Below are 13,823 nucleotides of genomic sequence, written 5' to 3'. Positions count from 1 at the left end.
CATCGGCGCGCCGGGCGGCTCAGCTGCGCAGGAACCCGGCGAGCCGCTCGCCCTGGCCCAGGATCGCGTGGCCGGTTCCGGTGAGCACGTCCACCTGCGCGTGGGGCAGGCACCGGCGCACGCGTTGGGCGGTGCCGCGGGAGTCGAACATGGCGTCGCGGTCGCCCACGACCACCAGCACGGGCATGGTCAGGCGCTCCAGCACCTGGTCGGAGAACACGGGCAGGCGTTCGGTGCGCGGCTTGAAGTGGCCGAAGGTCTCGACCACGGCGTCCAGCACGGCGGCGTGTTCGGGCCCGTTCAGGCCGGTGAGCGCCCGGGCCGACCGGCGCAGGCCCCAGCGTCCGAACCGGCTCAGTACCAGCGCGCTGAGTACGCGCCCCGTGGTCTGGCGCCCGATGCCGCCCGGGCACAGCAGCCCCAGGCGCTCCACGCGTTCGGGGCGCGAGGTGGCGTAGTCCAGCGCCACCCAGCCGCCGAGGGAGGTGCCGATCACCGCTGTGCTGGTGATGCCGAGCTGTTCGAGTACCTCGTCCAGCCACGCGGCCAGCGCGCCGGAGTCCAAAGGCGGGCGCGCGGGCGCGCTCAGCCCCGGTTCGCCGATGATGTCGAGGGCGTAGACGCGCCGGTCGCGGGCGAGAACGGCGGCGTCCTCGCGCCACATGGTCGTGTTGGCGCCGGAGCCGTGCAGCAGCACGACCGGCGGCGCGTCGGCGGGGCCGCAGGCCACGGCGAAGGTCTGCCCCTGGGAGGTGGGCAGGTGCAGGTGCTCGACGGGAACGGGCCAGGCCTGCAGGTCGCGCTCGTAGCGTTCGCGGAGGTCGCGTTCTGCGGCGGGGGACCGGTAGATCGTGCTCACGGGGCGAGGATCCCTTCGATGTAGTCGAGCAGCCGAGCGGTGTCGGCGGTGCCGCCCAGGACGATGACCTTCATCCGGGACCGGTCGGGGTCGTAGACGGTCTGCACCCGCAGCGGCCGGCCGCCCTGGCGGTCGTGGGTGGCGCTGCTGGTCAGGATGGTGGTGAGCCGGTGGGCGGTGTCGGCGTCGACGGCCTCGATCTCGACGATGCTCGACACCTCGGTGTGGCGCTGCCGGGGTGCCGGGTCGGGGGCGGCGGTTGCCGATGACCGGGTGAAGTCCTCCAGGTCGGCGTGGGAGATCCGGTACTGCTTGCCGATGCGCACGGCGTTGAGCCGCCCGTCGCGGACGTAGTTGCGGATGGTGCGCACGTGCAGGCCGAGTCGTTCGGCGACCTGTTCAACGGAGTAAAAGCGTTCGGTCACGAAACTACTCTATCGTTCCGTATGCATCGGACAAAACGGTGCTTGCCGGAAAATACGGAGTCTCGGGGATAGTTTTCGGTCCGCGGTGGGCGCGGCCCCTCCGGAACCGGGCGCCGGCTGTGCGGGCAACGGGCGGTCCGCGGGGGCCGCTGCCCCGCGCGAAATGCGATTGAGGCGAGACGATGCGCCTTGTTACGGTGGCGCCCATGGCTTTCCTCTTCTTCGTCTGAGTCCGGGCACGGCCCCTGCCGCCGTTTCTGCTGCCCGTCGACCTTTCGTATGCCCAGGGAAAGTTCCATGCGCGATCGCGCCCATAGCGCTCTGCCCTCAGCCGTGCCCGCTGCGGCGCAGCTGTCCGTCAAGTCCGTCACCAAGTCCTATGGCACCCGGACCGTCCTCGACCAGGTCTCCTGCACCGTCCGGCCGGGCGAGAAGGCGGCCGTCATCGGTGAGAACGGTTCCGGCAAGTCCACCTTGCTGCGGCTGCTCGCCGCGGAGGAGCTGCCGGACACCGGGGAGATCACCGTCCGCTTCCCGGGCGGCACCGGCCACCTCGCCCAGAAGCTCGACCTCGATGCGGACTGCACCGTGCAGGACGCCGTCGACCTCGCCCTGACCGAACTGCGCGATATGGAGCGACGGCTCCGCGCGGCGGAGCAGACCCTCGCGGACGCGTCGCACGAGGAGCTCTCCTCCTACGGCGCACTGCTGATCGCCTACGAGGAACGCGGCGGATACGAGGCCGACGCCCGTGTGGATGCCGCCATGCACGGGCTCGGGCTCGCCGGGATCACCCGGCAGCGCCCGCTCGGCTCACTGTCCGGCGGCGAGCAGGCGCGCCTCGCGCTGGCCTGCGTCCTGGCCGCCGCCCCTGAGCTGCTGCTCCTGGACGAGCCGACGAACCACCTCGACGCGGCAGCCGTGGGCTGGCTGGAGGAGCACCTGCGCGCGCACCGCGGCACCATCGTGGCGGTCACCCACGACCGCGGCTTCCTGGAGCGCATCGCCACCACGGTCCTCGAAGTCGACCGGGACGAGCGCACCGTGCGCCGGTACGGCGACGGCTGGGCCGGCTACCGCGCCGCAAAGGCCGCCGCCCGGCGCGGAGCCGAGCAGCGGTACGCGGACTGGGTTGAGGAGGTGGCCCGCACCGAGGAGCTGCTGGAGGCCGCGGGCAGGCGGCTGGCCGCCACCGGCCGCGACCCGAAGCAGGGCTTCGGCAAGCACCGCCGCTCCAGCGAGGCCAAGCTCGGCGGGCAGGTGCGCTCGGTGCGCGAGCGCCTGGACCGGCTGCGGCGCAACCCGGTGGCCAAGCCGCCGGAGCCGCTGCGGTTCACGACGGCGCTGCCGTCGGCGGCCGGCGGCCCGGTCCAGGGCACGCTAGCCGAGCTCGACAACGTACGGGTCGGGCAACGGCTGCGCCTGGACGGGCTCCTGGCGATCGAGCCCGGTGGGCGCCTCCTTGTCGCGGGCGGGAACGGCGCGGGCAAGACGACGCTGCTCCGCGTCCTCGCGGGCGATCTGCAGCCGGACGCGGGCACGGCGCGCCGCCCCGCCCGGATCGGCTACCTCGCCCAGGAACCGCCCGCGCCCGCCACGCGGCTGCCGCTGCTCGCCGCGTTCGCCGCCGGGCGGCCCGGGCTGCCGGACGAGTACGCCGAACAGCTCCTGTCCCTTGGCTTGTTCCGCGAACAAGACCTGCACGTCCCGGTCGCCGCCCTGTCCGTGGGGCAGCAGCGGCGGCTGCAGATCGCGACCCTGGTGACCCGGCCCGCGGACATGCTCGTCCTCGATGAACCGACCAACCACATCGCCCCCGACCTGGTCGAGGACCTGCAGGCGGCGCTGGCGGTGTACCCGGGGGCGGTGGTCGCGGTCTCGCACGATCGCGGTTTCCGTGCGCGCTTCGAAGCCGAGCGGCTGGAACTGCACGCCGGCTACAGGCGCTGATCCGGTGCGGCCCGCCCTGGTCCTGAACCGCGTTGCATCCAGCAATCCACTGAAACAAGGGATCTTATCCATGACCACGTTCCTGACACCGCAACAGCGCACGGCCCGCACCGCCGCCGCCGTCGAGGCGGCCGTCGCGGCCGGGCGGGGGCTCGGCCTGAACGCCGCCGAGCCCGCGGTGCTCCACGACCTCTTCTCGGTCGTCGTCCACCTGGCCCCCTCGCCGGTGGTGGCCCGGATTCCCACCGTCCTGCCCCGCCCGGACGACCTGGCCGCCATCGCGCGCCGCCAGCAGGACGAGCTTGATGTCACGCGGTGGCTGGCCGGACAGGGAATCGCCGTGATCGCGCCCAGCCCGCTCGTGCCGCGCGAACCCGTGCAGTGCGGCGGGTTCTCGATGACATTCTGGCCGTTCGTCGAGGAGGACCGGGACGGCGAACCCGACTACGTCGCCAACGCCGAGAGCGTCGCCGACCTGCATGCGGCACTGCGCGCCTACCCGGGCCGCCTGGAGTTCCTGTCAGCGGCCGACCCGGGGTTCATCGCGGACGGCCTCGCCCGGCTCGACCGGAATCCCGACCTGATCGGCGCGGCCGAGCTCGACCGCGCCCGCCGCCAATGGCAGCTCCTCGAACCCCTCGTACGCTCACGCAGCGCTTTCGAGGCCCGGTTCCCCGGAGTCGGCCTCCAGCCCATCCACGGCGACTCCCCGCCCGCGAACATCTTCCGCGCAGTGGACGGCGACCTCTACAGCGACTTCGAACTGGTCACCCTGGGGCCCGTCGAGTGGGACCTGGCCGCGCTGGGACCCGAGCACGAAGCCGCCTACAACCGCGGCGCGCGGCGAAACGGTACGAGGCCGCTGGACGAAGAGGTCCTCGGCTTCGTCAACGCCCTGGGCATGCTGCGGGTCATCGCCACCCTCACCCTGGTCCCGCAGCTTCCCGAACTGATGGAGTACCTCAAGCCCGCGGTCGACCATTGGCAGACGACGCCCTTCGCCGCCGGCTGAGCCAAAGATTTTGAGCCTGTCGTTGGGGGCGAGGGGGGCCGTACAGGCGGCGCAGGACCCCGCACGGATGTTCCGCCGGCCGCGGTTTGCCGCATTCCGATGTAACAGCTAACGTTACGACTAGAGCCGAGGAGCGAGGGAGGGGGCGCCCGGCGTGAGCGCCAACAGCAGACTGACCATCGCCGCGCACGCCCTGACGTGGATCGGGCTGTATCAGCGGCGCGGCAACAAGGTCGCCACCTCCGAGCAGATCGCGGGGAGCGTCAGCACCAACCCGGTGGTGATCCGCCGCCTGCTGGCCGAGTTGCGCAAGGCGGGGCTGGCCGATTCGCAGCGGGGGGCGGGGGCGGGCTGGATGCTCGCACGGGACCTGGCGGCGATCACGCTGCTCGACGTGTACGAGGCGATCGAGCCGGGGCCGGTCTTCGCCCTGCACCGCGCGGAACCCAATCCCGAGTGCGTCGTGGGCAACGGCATCGGGCCGGCGCTGGCCACCGTGTACGACGAGGTGGAGACCGCCCTGTGCAGGGAGCTGGCCAAGACCACGCTGGAGGACGTACTGCAAGACATCTTGCAGGCCGCCTGACCTCGGACCCCTGACTTCCCTTGACCGAGGGAGGTCATATGCATACCCATAAATGTAACCAAAATGGTTACTTCAAGGAACCGGAGTATCCCATGGGACAGCTTGACGGCAAGACCGCCCTCGTCACCGGCGCCTCCAGCGGCATCGGCCTGGCCATCGCCCGCCGTTTCGCCGCCGAAGGCGCGACCGTCTACCTCACCGGCCGCCGCAAGGCCGAGCTGGACGCCGCCGCCGCGCAGGTCGGCGGCATCGCCGTCCAGGGCGATGCCGCCGACCTCGGCGACCTCGACCGGCTCTTCGCCCAGATCGCCGACCGCAGCGCCGGCCTGGACATCGTGGTGGCCAACCACGGAGTCGGCGAGTACAGCCCGCTCGGCACGATCACCGAAGAGGAGTACGACCGCACCACCTCGATCAACCTCAAGGGCACGGTCTTCACCGTCCAGAAGGCGCTGCCGCTGCTGACGGACGGCGCCTCGGTGCTGCTGCTCTCCTCCAGCACGGCCCTGCGGGCGGCCCCCGGCCTGGGCGTCTACGCCGCCACCAAGGCCGCGATCCGCAGCCTCGCCCGCACCTGGGCAGCCGAGCTGGCCGACCGCGGAATCCGCGTCAACACCCTCACCCCCGGCGATGTCACGACCCCGGGCGGGGACGAACTCCGCGCCGCCTTGCCGCAGGACGACCGCTCCACCGCGGCCGAGCCCGCCCCGCTGACCCCGCTCGGCCGGATCGGCCGTCCCGACGAGGTCGCCGCCACCGCCCTCTACCTGGCCGGCGACCAGAGCACGTTCACCACCGGCGCGGAACTGCTCGTCGACGGCGGCGCCACCCAGCTGTAGGGCCTGCACCGGCGGCGCCCGCCAGGCGCGCCGTCGCAGGACTCGCGCTTGGCGGGCTCGATGCCGCGCCGCGCGGGCTTCCGCGGCCCGTTTCCCCCGCCGGACCGGCAGGGGAAACGGGCGATGCTCTGCGCCGCACCGCCCGACTAGGCTTGGGGGCCGGTGAAGGGCGGCGCCATGGTTCGACACGTGTTCCGGCCCGGCGGCAGGGCTTCCGCCGAGTTCCTCGACCGCACGCGGAAGTTCTCGGTGTGCCTCACGGCGCTGCTGTGCATGTGGCTTTTCGGCAACCTCTACGAGTCCGCCGTCTGGAACCTCGGCCTCATCGCCGATCCCCGGCCCGGAACGGTCGCCGGGGCCCTCGCCCCCGGCAGCCCCGTCTACTACTACCTGCCGTGGACCCCGCTGAGTGCCGTCTTGGCGGTCGCGCTGCGCGTGCGCTTCGGCGCGATCGCTCCCGCGCACATCCGGCGCGGCTGGAACGCGGCCATCGGCCTCGTCGTGTGCGCGATGCTCATGAAGGTCTTCCTCATCACCCAGGTCAACCCCGTTTTCCGGGAGCCCGATACGCCCGTCCGCGCCGTCCGCGACCAGGCGGTGCTCTGGGGCGTCGTCAACGCGGCGGTCATCGCCGCGCTGGCGTCCGCCATCGTCCTGATCACCGCCGGGCGCCGTCCCGGCGGGTGACCTGCGGTCCCGGTTGCCTACCCGGCGGCCGGTCCCGCTGTCAGCGCCGCCGCAAACGCCTCCACCGGCTGCTCGCCCGCCAGACTGGTGCCGTCGGCGAAGCGGAAAGCGGGCACGGAGGTATCGGTGAACCCCAGGCCGCGGACCCGTTCCAGTTCGGTGCGGAGTTCGGCGGCGCCGCCCGCGCCGAACCGGACGCCCGTCTCGGCGGCCAGGCGCACCAGGACGCCGGAGTCGGCGACGTTGGTGCCGTCGGTGAAGTAGGCGCGGAACAGCCGCTCGGCCATGGCCTCGCCCCGGCCCTGCTCCGCGGCCTGGGCGATCAGCCGGTGGGCATCGAAGGTGTTGGTCGAAACCACCCGGTTGAAATCCACCTCCAAACCGTCGGCGGCCCCGAAACCGGTTGTGGCCACGACCTCGCGGGCGGCGGCCGCGCCGCGGGCGCGGCGGTGCGTCTCATACAGGGGCTCCCCGGCGGGGGCGGCGCCGGGCCGGAACCGGTACGGCAGGAAGACCGTTTCGACGCTGCCGCCGCCGGCGCGCACCTGCTCGGCCGCGCGCCGGTAGCGGGTGAACACCAGGTAGGACAGCACGCACGCCACGTCCAGCACCGCTTCGACCCGCTGCGCGGGGCGCCCGCCGCCGGTGGCGGCGATGCCGCTGCGCTCCCCGCTCACCACGGCATCGGCCCATCGGCCGCGAAGAACCCGCCCGTGGGTCCTCCGGTCCCGGCCACGGCCATGCGCACGATGATCTCCGCGCCCTCCTCGACGGGCTGCGGCCCGGTGTGCTGGTTGAAGTCGGTTGCGGTGTGCCCGGGGTCGACCGCGTTGATGCGCATGCGCGGGTAGGCGTGGGCGTACTGCACGGTGGCCATGTTCAGCGCCGCCTTCGACGAGCCGTAGGCCGGCGCCGGAATCCAGGTCGGCACGCGCGCGGCCCGCAGTTCGGGGTCGGTCGCCAGCGCAATGGACCCCAGCCCGCTGCTGACGTTGACGACGACGGGCGCGGCGCTGTTGTCCAGCAGCGGCGCAAAGGCGTGGATCATCCGCACGGCGCCGAAGACGTTGGTGTCGTAGGTGGCCTGCATGTCCGCGGCGGTGATATCGGCGGCGCCGAGCCGCGGTCCGATGATCCCGGCGTTGTTGATGAGCACATCAAGGCGGCCCGTTTCGCGCGCCACCTGCTCGGCGGCGGCGCGCACCGAGGTGTCGTCGGTGACATCGACCAGCAGCGGGCGCGCGCCCACCTTCTCCGCCGCCGCGCGGGCGCGGTCCGGGGCGCGCCCGCCCAGCAGCACGTCGTGGCCTGATTCGGCCAGGCGCCGTGCGGTCTCCAATCCCAGGCCGCGGGTGCCTCCGGTGATGAGGGTTGTCGTTGTTGCCGTTGCCGTGTCCATGCCTTCCAGCGTCGGTACCGGCCGCCTGCGCAGCCAGTAGCCGCTTTTTCCTGGGAAAGGCGGTACCAGGGTGCGGCCCGGGCTGCGGCGCGTCGCCCTCACCCGCCCGCCCGGACCGCGCTGGTGCCCGCGTGTTGCCGGTGGCCTTCTGCCTGCGGCCGCTCGCGGAGCCGGTAGCGGTACTCGCCCGGGGGCATGCCCCGTGCACGCCGGAAGGCGCGGCTGAACGCGTGCGGCGAGGCGTAGCCGACCGCGCCCGAGATCGACTCGACCGGCTCGTCGGTGTCGCGGAGCCGGACCGAGGCCAGGTCCATGCGCCACTGCGCCACATAGGCGCCCGGCGTCTGGCCGAGGGCGGACCGGAAGCGCCTGGACAGCGTCGTCCGGGAGACCGCCGTTGCGGCCGCCAGGGACGCGGTGGTCCAGAGGCGCTCCGGCCGGTCGTGGACGCACATCAGGGCGTCGCGCACGACCGGATCGCGCATCGCGCCCAGCCATGAGCCGGTCCGCTCCTCGGGGTGGCGGGCCAGCCAGACGCGGATGAACTGGATGAGCAGCAGGTCGACGATGCTGTTGACGGCGGCGGTGGTGCCGATCTGCGGCCGCGCGAGCTCCGCCGTGAGCAGCTCGACGGTCTTGCCGAGCTGCGTGTTCTCCCGGCCGGTGACGTGCATGGGCCGGGTGAGGGAGGTGAGCACCGGCGTCGTCACCTCCGGGTCCTGCTCATAGTGCAGGACGAGCACTTCGGTCTGCGCCGGTGCCGAGCCCAGCTGCATGGCGCTGCCGTCGGCGAGGGCTTGTTCCGTCGCCGTGCGGTCGCAGGGGATCATCGCCGTACCGGATGCGCCGGCTATCCCGTGGGCGGTGTCCGGCGGCAGCAGGACGGCCTCTCCTGCCTGCACCTCCAGGGGTGTGGCGCCGGGGACGTGCAGCCACATCGTGCCGCGCGAGACCACGTGCAGTGCCGCCCCCGGATAGTGGCCCAGCCACAGGCCCCAGGTGCCGCCGGCCTTCAGCGCCACCCCGAGCGCGCCCCGCGCACCCGATACGCGCAAGGCCTCCGCGAGTACGTCCATCGTTGCCTTCCCATCGGTGGTGCTCAGGCCACGTCCAGCACGATCTTGCCGCGGACCTGCCGCGCGAACAGTGCCTGGACGGCGTCGTGTACGTCCTGCCAGTCGCCGCGCATTCCGACCGGTGACGAGAGCCTGCCTGCGGCCATGAGGCCCAGCAGGTCCGTCAGTTCCCCGCTGGTCGGCGCCATGTCGCCGTAGGTGGCGATGCTGCGGGGTTCGCCGAATCCGAACAGGGCCTCGGCCGGGAACGTGGTCTCCTGCCCCGAGGAGTAGCCGACCAGGTGGATGGTGCCGCCCTCGGCGAGGCGGTCCCACGCCTGGGCCACCAGCGGCCCGCCGACCGTGTCCAGGACGACGTCGAACCGGTCGCCGGACTCGGCGAGGTCGGTCAGGACCGGATCTGCGCCGAGGTCGCGGAGTCCGGCGGCCCGCTCCGGCGAACCCACGAGTGCCGTCACCCGGGCGCCCGCCAGTGCCGCCAACTGGACGGCGAAGTGCCCCACGCCCCCGCTGGCGCCGGTGATCAGGACGTTGCGCGCCAGCAGCGAACGTTTGCGCAGCACCCGCAGCGCGGTGACTCCGGCGATCCCCAGCGCGGCGCCATCGGCCGGATCCACGCCCTCGGGGACGGTGCCGAGCGAGGCGGGGCTGACCGCCATCCGCTCCGCCCACGCGTGGGGGGACATCCCCACCACAACACGCGTGCCTTCGGGCGGCCCCGAGCCGTCGGCTGCGGCGCGCACCACGACACCGGCCGCGTCGTGGCCGTGCACAGCGCCGACCGGCCACTGGTGGACGTAATTCAGCTCTCCGAAGTTGAGAGCGATGTGGTGTATCTCGACCAGCGCCTCGCCGCTGGAGGGCACGGGCTCATCGACATCGGCGAACCGGACGGGGCCGGACTCGCCGTGATCGACCACAAGGGCGCGCATAGGTGTTTCCTTCTCTAATGGAATGGATGCGCCTGGACACTCGGCGCGGAGGAGCGGGGGTGCGCGCGAATGCCGCGCTGCCGCCTCTTAGAACCCTACGCAGCACCAGCTCAGCGACCAGTCCCGTAAGACTCGAACAGTTGACCATCTGTAGCAGTGCGGCCCGCGCGCGGTGTCTGCCCGGTTTGCCGGCAACCAGCCCTACGGTGGAGCAATGAGCGAGAACGTCCGCGCAGGGGCGGCCGGGCCGGGCCCCGGCCGGCTGGGGGCCGCGCTGCGCCGGTGGCGCGACCGGGTCGCGCCCGGCGAGGTGGGGCTGCCCGCGGGGCGGCGCCGGCGTGCCGGGGGGCTGCGGCGCGAGGAGCTCGCGCAGTTGGCGGGCATGTCGGCCGACTACATCGTCCGGCTGGAGCAGGGCCGGGCGACCTCCCCTTCGCCGCAGATCCTCACTGCGCTGGCGCGGGCGCTGCGCTTGTCCGCAGAGGAGCGCGGCCACTTGTTCCACCTGGCCGGGCGGTTCGACCCGGGCGCGGAACGGGCCCCGGACCGGCCGGCACCGGGCGTGGCGCGCCTCCTCGACCGGATGGCCGACAGCCCGGTCGGCGTCTACGACGCGGCCTGGAGCCTGGTCGCCTGGAACCGGCCGTTCGCGGCGCTGATGGGCGATCCCTCCGGGCTCACCGGGCTCGAACGCAACGTGGTGTGGCGCCATTTCACCGGGCGGGCCACCCGCGTGCGCCACACCGGGGACCAGCGGGTGCGCTTCGAGGCGGCGGTGGTCGCCGACCTGCGCGGGGCCGCGGCCCGCTACCCGCGCGACGAGCGCCTGCAGTCGCTGGCGGCCGACCTGTACAAGGCCAGCCCGCGCTTTGCCGCGCTGTGGGACTCGGGCGAGGTGGGCGAGCACCCCAGCAGCTCCAAGGTCGTGCACCACCCCGATGCCGGACCGGTGGAGCTGGACTGCGACGTGCTGGCGGCGCCCAGCGGCGGCCAGCACATCGTCGTCTACACCGCCGAACCCGGCACTGAGGCGGCCCGGCGGCTGCGACTGCTCGGCGTGGCCGCCCCCGACTCCGGCACCGGTTCCGGTCCCGAGCCGGTGCCGTGGCCGCCGGGCGCGGACGACCCGCCCCAGCAGTGACAGCGGGGGCGGGGGGCTGCCGGGCGGCGCCCGCCCGCCCATCGGTGCGCCGCTTGGCGGGCGCGGTTTCGGCCGGGTCGGCGGACCGGACCGGCCGAAACCGTTGTCACAGGCTCAGCACCAGATCGCGGACCGCTGCCGGCTGGGACAGGAACGGGTGGTGGCCGGCGTCGAGTTCGACGACGTTGCCGGCCCGGCGGGCGAACTCGCGCTGCAGCCGCTCCGGGGTGCCCTGGTCCCGCGTGCAAACGAGGTACGTCGAGGGGACCTGCCGCCATGCGGCCGCCCCGACCTGCTGGCCGGTCACCTGCACGCTCTGCCGGGCGAGGTGGTCCGCCGCCTGCTCCTGGACCTCGGTGTCGCAGTCCTGCAGGAACGTGTCCACGAGCATTTCGGGGCGGACCCCGAACGTGCCGGAGTCGGGGTCGATGTCGAGGAACGGGGCCGGGCCGCCGTCGCTGAACTCCGACAGGCTCTGGCCGGTCTCGGGCAGGTAGCTGGAGATAAGCAGCAGGTGGCGCAGCGATGCGATTCCCGCGCAGGCTTCGGCGGCGACGATGCCGCCGTAACTGTGGGCGGCCACAACGGTCGGCTCATCGCCGTCCTGCAGCACCCGGCGCACCGCGGCGACATCCTCGGCCAGCCCTGGACCGTCGGCGCCACCGGGCAGGTCGCCCTCGCCGCAGCTCGGCAGCGCCGCGGCCTCGCTCGCCACCCCGCGCTCCTGCAGCAGTTCGGCGGTGCGGTGCCACCACCACGACCCGTCCCGCACGCACGCCCCATGCACGAACACGACCCTCATCGTTACCTCCACGTCTTCATCGACCGTCCTGCCACATTAGACGTAATGCTTATTACGTGAAAAAGTGGGGTCGTGGGCAGACGACCGCAACCGCACATCAAGGACCGGCTACTGGATGCCTGCGCCGATCACGCCCTCGCGCACGGCCTTCCCGACCGGCTTGAGCCGCTGGCCACCGCCGCCGGCACCTCGGCGCGCATGCTCATTTACCACTTCGGCACCCGCGACGCCCTGCTGCGGGCGGTCCTCGGGCGCGCGCGCCAACGCCAACTCGACATGTTCGGCGAACTCCTGCGGGCGCAGCCCGGCGAGCTCTACACAGCCACCCTGGACCGCGCCTGGACCGCTATCACCGGCCCGGAAGGGCAGCCGTACCTGCAGATGTTCGGCCGGCTGCGCGAGAGTGCCGAACAGCGGTTGTGGCCCGACTTCCGGCGCACCGCGACGACCGACTGGCTCGGGCCGCTGGAGGAGGGCCTGGGCAGCATCGGCCGACCGGACCTTGCGACACTCGTTCTCGCCGTCATCCGCGGTCTGCTGATGGACCTCGACGCCACCGGAGACACCGCCCGCACCGACCGCGCCTTCCGCGACTTCCTCGGTTCCGTCGAGCACCTGTCCAGCGCCTGACTCATGGCCCTCACGCGGCTGTGGCGGCCTGGCAGCGGGTGACGTCGTGGTCGGCCATCTTCCCGGTCACCCGGGTGTCCTTAGCCGCCGTTTCGCTCCGGTCGGCTGCCCGGGGTTACCGGCCGCCGGTGGCCGCCGCGGGCTCGGTGGCCGCGAACGGGCCGCCGGGGCCGAAGACCAGGTCGGCGAAGCGTTCGCCGATGCGGCGGTGCCCGGCCGGGTCGGGGTGGAGCCGGTCGGGCATCGGCAGTTCGGCTGCGTCGGCCTCGCCGTAGAGTTCGCGGCCGTCGAGGTAGTGCAGGTGCGGGTCCTCGGCGGAGCGCTGCTGCACGATGCGGGCGAGTTCGGCGCGGATGGCGTTGAGGGTCAGCCGCCCATCGGCGTTGCCGGCCGGGGTGCCGGCGGCTTGGAACCGGATCCGGCCCTGGCTGGTCCCGGTGAGGTCGGGGACGGTGGGTCCGGGGGTGTCCTCGTGGATGGGGCACAGGATGGGCGAGACGACCAGCAGTTCGGTGGTGGGGTGGCCGCCTTCGCGGATGGTGTCGAGGAAGCCGTGCACGGCCGGGGTAAAGGCGCGCATCCGCATCACGTCGGCGTTGACCAGGTTGATGCCGATCTTGATACTGATCAGGTCGGCGGGGGTGTCGCGGATGGTGCGGGCGGTGAACGCGTCGAGCAGGGCGCTGCCGCCCAGGCCGAAGTTGATCAGCTCCGCGCCGCCGCGGTAGGCGGCCACCGCCGGCCAGGTCGTGGTGGGGCTTGCGGCGTCGGATCCGTGGCTGATCGAGCTGCCGTGGTGCAGCCAAACCCGGCCGCGCGGCTGCGGCACCGCTTCGACGGGGGCGTCGGAGCGCAGCGCGACAAGCTCGGCGATCTCGTTGTGGGGCAGCCAGATCTCGACGTCCTTCATCGCTCCGCCCAGGCCGGTGAACGCGGCGGTGGCGACCGGGCCGGTCCGGGTCCGGGTGGCTCCGGTGGCCATGTCCACGGTCCGCACGTTGCCGCCGTCGACGGTTGTCGCGCCGGCGGGGCGGCCGTCGACGAACAGGTCGTAGACGCCGTCGGGGCGGTCGGGCGCGTCGTCGTAGACGAGCTTGGTGCGCAGCACGTCCAGCTTCAGGGCCGTGGCTCGGGTGCGCACCACCAGCCGCACACCGGAGGGTTGGGCCGCGGCCGTGGTCAGGGCCGTATCGGTGGACAGTGCACGGGCGCGGGCGGGCAGCCGGTGCGGCAGTATCCCGTTCTCGGTGTGCTCCAGGTCGATGGCACCGCGCAGGAGGCCGGCGGTGATGGGCGTGGTGATCCAGCCGGCCTGCGCACAGGCGGCGGGTTCGGCGGGGCCGGGGGAGGAGACAGGACGTTCGGTCATGGGTTCATCATCCCAATCCACTTCGCCCTCGCGTGGGCTGGTGCCCGCCTCCTCGTCGACGCCCGGGCAGACCGAAGAGGAAGCGACAGCAGAAGTGTGCGGACACGCTCTCCGAG

The 13,823-nt window shown here is 72.8% G+C and carries 15 protein-coding genes; 7 read left to right on the top strand and 8 right to left on the bottom strand.

All coding sequences use genetic code 11. From position 1 onward, the window contains the following. Positions 1 to 19 precede the first annotated feature (19 nt). Both ACYVD5_RS20630 and ACYVD5_RS20625 read right to left on the bottom strand, forming a co-directional pair. Entirely contained in the window at positions 20 to 859 is an 840-nt protein-coding gene (locus tag ACYVD5_RS20630) for an alpha/beta fold hydrolase (protein ID WP_461002742.1), read from the bottom strand. Then, entirely contained in the window at positions 856 to 1,284 is a 429-nt protein-coding gene (locus ACYVD5_RS20625; RefSeq protein ID WP_461002741.1) for a helix-turn-helix domain-containing protein, read from the bottom strand. The genes ACYVD5_RS20630 and ACYVD5_RS20625 overlap by 4 nt, the downstream gene beginning before the upstream one ends. 297 nt (positions 1,285 to 1,581) lie before the next feature. On the opposite strand from ACYVD5_RS20625, the gene abc-f reads away from it, so the two are divergent. The 5 genes from abc-f (at position 1,582) to ACYVD5_RS20600 (ending at position 6,358) form a co-directional block, all read left to right on the top strand. After that, complete coding sequence (gene abc-f, locus ACYVD5_RS20620) at positions 1,582 to 3,234, top strand: ribosomal protection-like ABC-F family protein (protein ID WP_461002740.1); 1,653 nt, start codon at positions 1,582 to 1,584, stop codon at positions 3,232 to 3,234. Between the two features lie 70 nt (positions 3,235 to 3,304). Then, on the top strand, positions 3,305 to 4,246 hold the full coding sequence (locus ACYVD5_RS20615; protein ID WP_461002739.1) for an aminoglycoside phosphotransferase family protein: 942 nt from the start codon (positions 3,305 to 3,307) through the stop codon (positions 4,244 to 4,246). A gap of 154 nt (positions 4,247 to 4,400) precedes the next feature. Beyond that, the gene (locus ACYVD5_RS20610; RefSeq protein WP_461002738.1) at positions 4,401 to 4,832 is read left to right on the top strand and encodes an Rrf2 family transcriptional regulator; all 432 of its coding nucleotides are present in this window, start codon (positions 4,401 to 4,403) and stop codon (positions 4,830 to 4,832) included. Between the two features lie 92 nt (positions 4,833 to 4,924). Beyond that, positions 4,925 to 5,671 (top strand): SDR family NAD(P)-dependent oxidoreductase, encoded by a 747-nt coding sequence (locus ACYVD5_RS20605; RefSeq protein ID WP_461002737.1) that lies wholly within the window; start codon positions 4,925 to 4,927, stop codon positions 5,669 to 5,671. 177 nt (positions 5,672 to 5,848) lie between these two features. Next, positions 5,849 to 6,358 (top strand): hypothetical protein, encoded by a 510-nt coding sequence (locus ACYVD5_RS20600; protein ID WP_461002736.1) that lies wholly within the window; start codon positions 5,849 to 5,851, stop codon positions 6,356 to 6,358. A 17-nt stretch (positions 6,359 to 6,375) separates the two neighbouring features. On the opposite strand, the gene ACYVD5_RS20595 is transcribed toward ACYVD5_RS20600, so the two are convergent. The 4 genes from ACYVD5_RS20595 to ACYVD5_RS20580 form a co-directional block, all read right to left on the bottom strand. Beyond that, positions 6,376 to 7,035: a DsbA family oxidoreductase gene (locus ACYVD5_RS20595; RefSeq protein ID WP_461002735.1), complete on the bottom strand. Its 660-nt coding sequence runs from the start codon at positions 7,033 to 7,035 to the stop codon at positions 6,376 to 6,378. Beyond that, complete coding sequence (locus ACYVD5_RS20590; protein WP_461002734.1) at positions 7,032 to 7,757, bottom strand: SDR family NAD(P)-dependent oxidoreductase; 726 nt, start codon at positions 7,755 to 7,757, stop codon at positions 7,032 to 7,034. The genes ACYVD5_RS20595 and ACYVD5_RS20590 overlap by 4 nt, the downstream gene beginning before the upstream one ends. Positions 7,758 to 7,855: 98 nt before the next feature. Beyond that, positions 7,856 to 8,833 carry an AraC family transcriptional regulator gene (locus ACYVD5_RS20585; protein ID WP_461002733.1) on the bottom strand — a complete coding sequence of 326 codons (978 nt, stop codon included), beginning with the start codon at positions 8,831 to 8,833 and terminating at the stop codon, positions 7,856 to 7,858. Positions 8,834 to 8,856: 23 nt separating this feature from the next. After that, positions 8,857 to 9,765 (bottom strand): zinc-binding dehydrogenase, encoded by a 909-nt coding sequence (locus tag ACYVD5_RS20580; RefSeq protein WP_461002732.1) that lies wholly within the window; start codon positions 9,763 to 9,765, stop codon positions 8,857 to 8,859. Positions 9,766 to 9,979: 214 nt separating this feature from the next. Between ACYVD5_RS20580 and ACYVD5_RS20575 the strand changes: the two genes are divergently transcribed. After that, positions 9,980 to 10,906 carry a helix-turn-helix transcriptional regulator gene (locus ACYVD5_RS20575; RefSeq protein ID WP_461002731.1) on the top strand — a complete coding sequence of 309 codons (927 nt, stop codon included), beginning with the start codon at positions 9,980 to 9,982 and terminating at the stop codon, positions 10,904 to 10,906. Between the two features lie 106 nt (positions 10,907 to 11,012). Here the strand turns inward: ACYVD5_RS20575 and ACYVD5_RS20570 are convergent, their stop codons facing one another. Continuing rightward, positions 11,013 to 11,708 (bottom strand): alpha/beta hydrolase, encoded by a 696-nt coding sequence (locus tag ACYVD5_RS20570; protein WP_461002730.1) that lies wholly within the window; start codon positions 11,706 to 11,708, stop codon positions 11,013 to 11,015. A gap of 72 nt (positions 11,709 to 11,780) precedes the next feature. On the opposite strand from ACYVD5_RS20570, the gene ACYVD5_RS20565 reads away from it, so the two are divergent. After that, a complete protein-coding gene (locus ACYVD5_RS20565; RefSeq protein ID WP_461002729.1) occupies positions 11,781 to 12,338 on the top strand; it encodes a TetR/AcrR family transcriptional regulator in 558 nt (185 codons plus the stop codon). A 115-nt stretch (positions 12,339 to 12,453) separates the two neighbouring features. Here the strand turns inward: ACYVD5_RS20565 and ACYVD5_RS20560 are convergent, their stop codons facing one another. After that, a complete protein-coding gene (locus tag ACYVD5_RS20560; protein ID WP_461002728.1) occupies positions 12,454 to 13,707 on the bottom strand; it encodes a GDSL-type esterase/lipase family protein in 1,254 nt (417 codons plus the stop codon). Positions 13,708 to 13,823: the final 116 nt, after the last annotated feature.

This window comes from Streptomonospora sediminis (assembly GCF_054778995.1).
Note: the sequence above shows the minus strand (reverse complement) of the source record. Positions and strands in the feature narration are given on the sequence as shown.

What these genes read in the sequence shown, in the direction of transcription:
- ACYVD5_RS20570 (WP_461002730.1), bottom strand. Translation starts at nt 11,708, where the DNA reads ATGAGGGTCGTGTTCGTGCATGGGGCGTGCGTGCGGGACGGGTCGTGG.
- ACYVD5_RS20615 (WP_461002739.1), top strand. Translation starts at nt 3,305, where the DNA reads ATGACCACGTTCCTGACACCGCAACAGCGCACGGCCCGCACCGCCGCC.
- ACYVD5_RS20575 (WP_461002731.1), top strand. Translation starts at nt 9,980, where the DNA reads ATGAGCGAGAACGTCCGCGCAGGGGCGGCCGGGCCGGGCCCCGGCCGG.
- ACYVD5_RS20590 (WP_461002734.1), bottom strand. Translation starts at nt 7,757, where the DNA reads ATGGACACGGCAACGGCAACAACGACAACCCTCATCACCGGAGGCACC.
- ACYVD5_RS20585 (WP_461002733.1), bottom strand. Translation starts at nt 8,833, where the DNA reads ATGGACGTACTCGCGGAGGCCTTGCGCGTATCGGGTGCGCGGGGCGCG.
- ACYVD5_RS20560 (WP_461002728.1), bottom strand. Translation starts at nt 13,707, where the DNA reads ATGACCGAACGTCCTGTCTCCTCCCCCGGCCCCGCCGAACCCGCCGCC.
- ACYVD5_RS20600 (WP_461002736.1), top strand. Translation starts at nt 5,849, where the DNA reads ATGGTTCGACACGTGTTCCGGCCCGGCGGCAGGGCTTCCGCCGAGTTC.
- ACYVD5_RS20605 (WP_461002737.1), top strand. Translation starts at nt 4,925, where the DNA reads ATGGGACAGCTTGACGGCAAGACCGCCCTCGTCACCGGCGCCTCCAGC.
- abc-f (WP_461002740.1), top strand. Translation starts at nt 1,582, where the DNA reads ATGCGCGATCGCGCCCATAGCGCTCTGCCCTCAGCCGTGCCCGCTGCG.
- ACYVD5_RS20580 (WP_461002732.1), bottom strand. Translation starts at nt 9,765, where the DNA reads ATGCGCGCCCTTGTGGTCGATCACGGCGAGTCCGGCCCCGTCCGGTTC.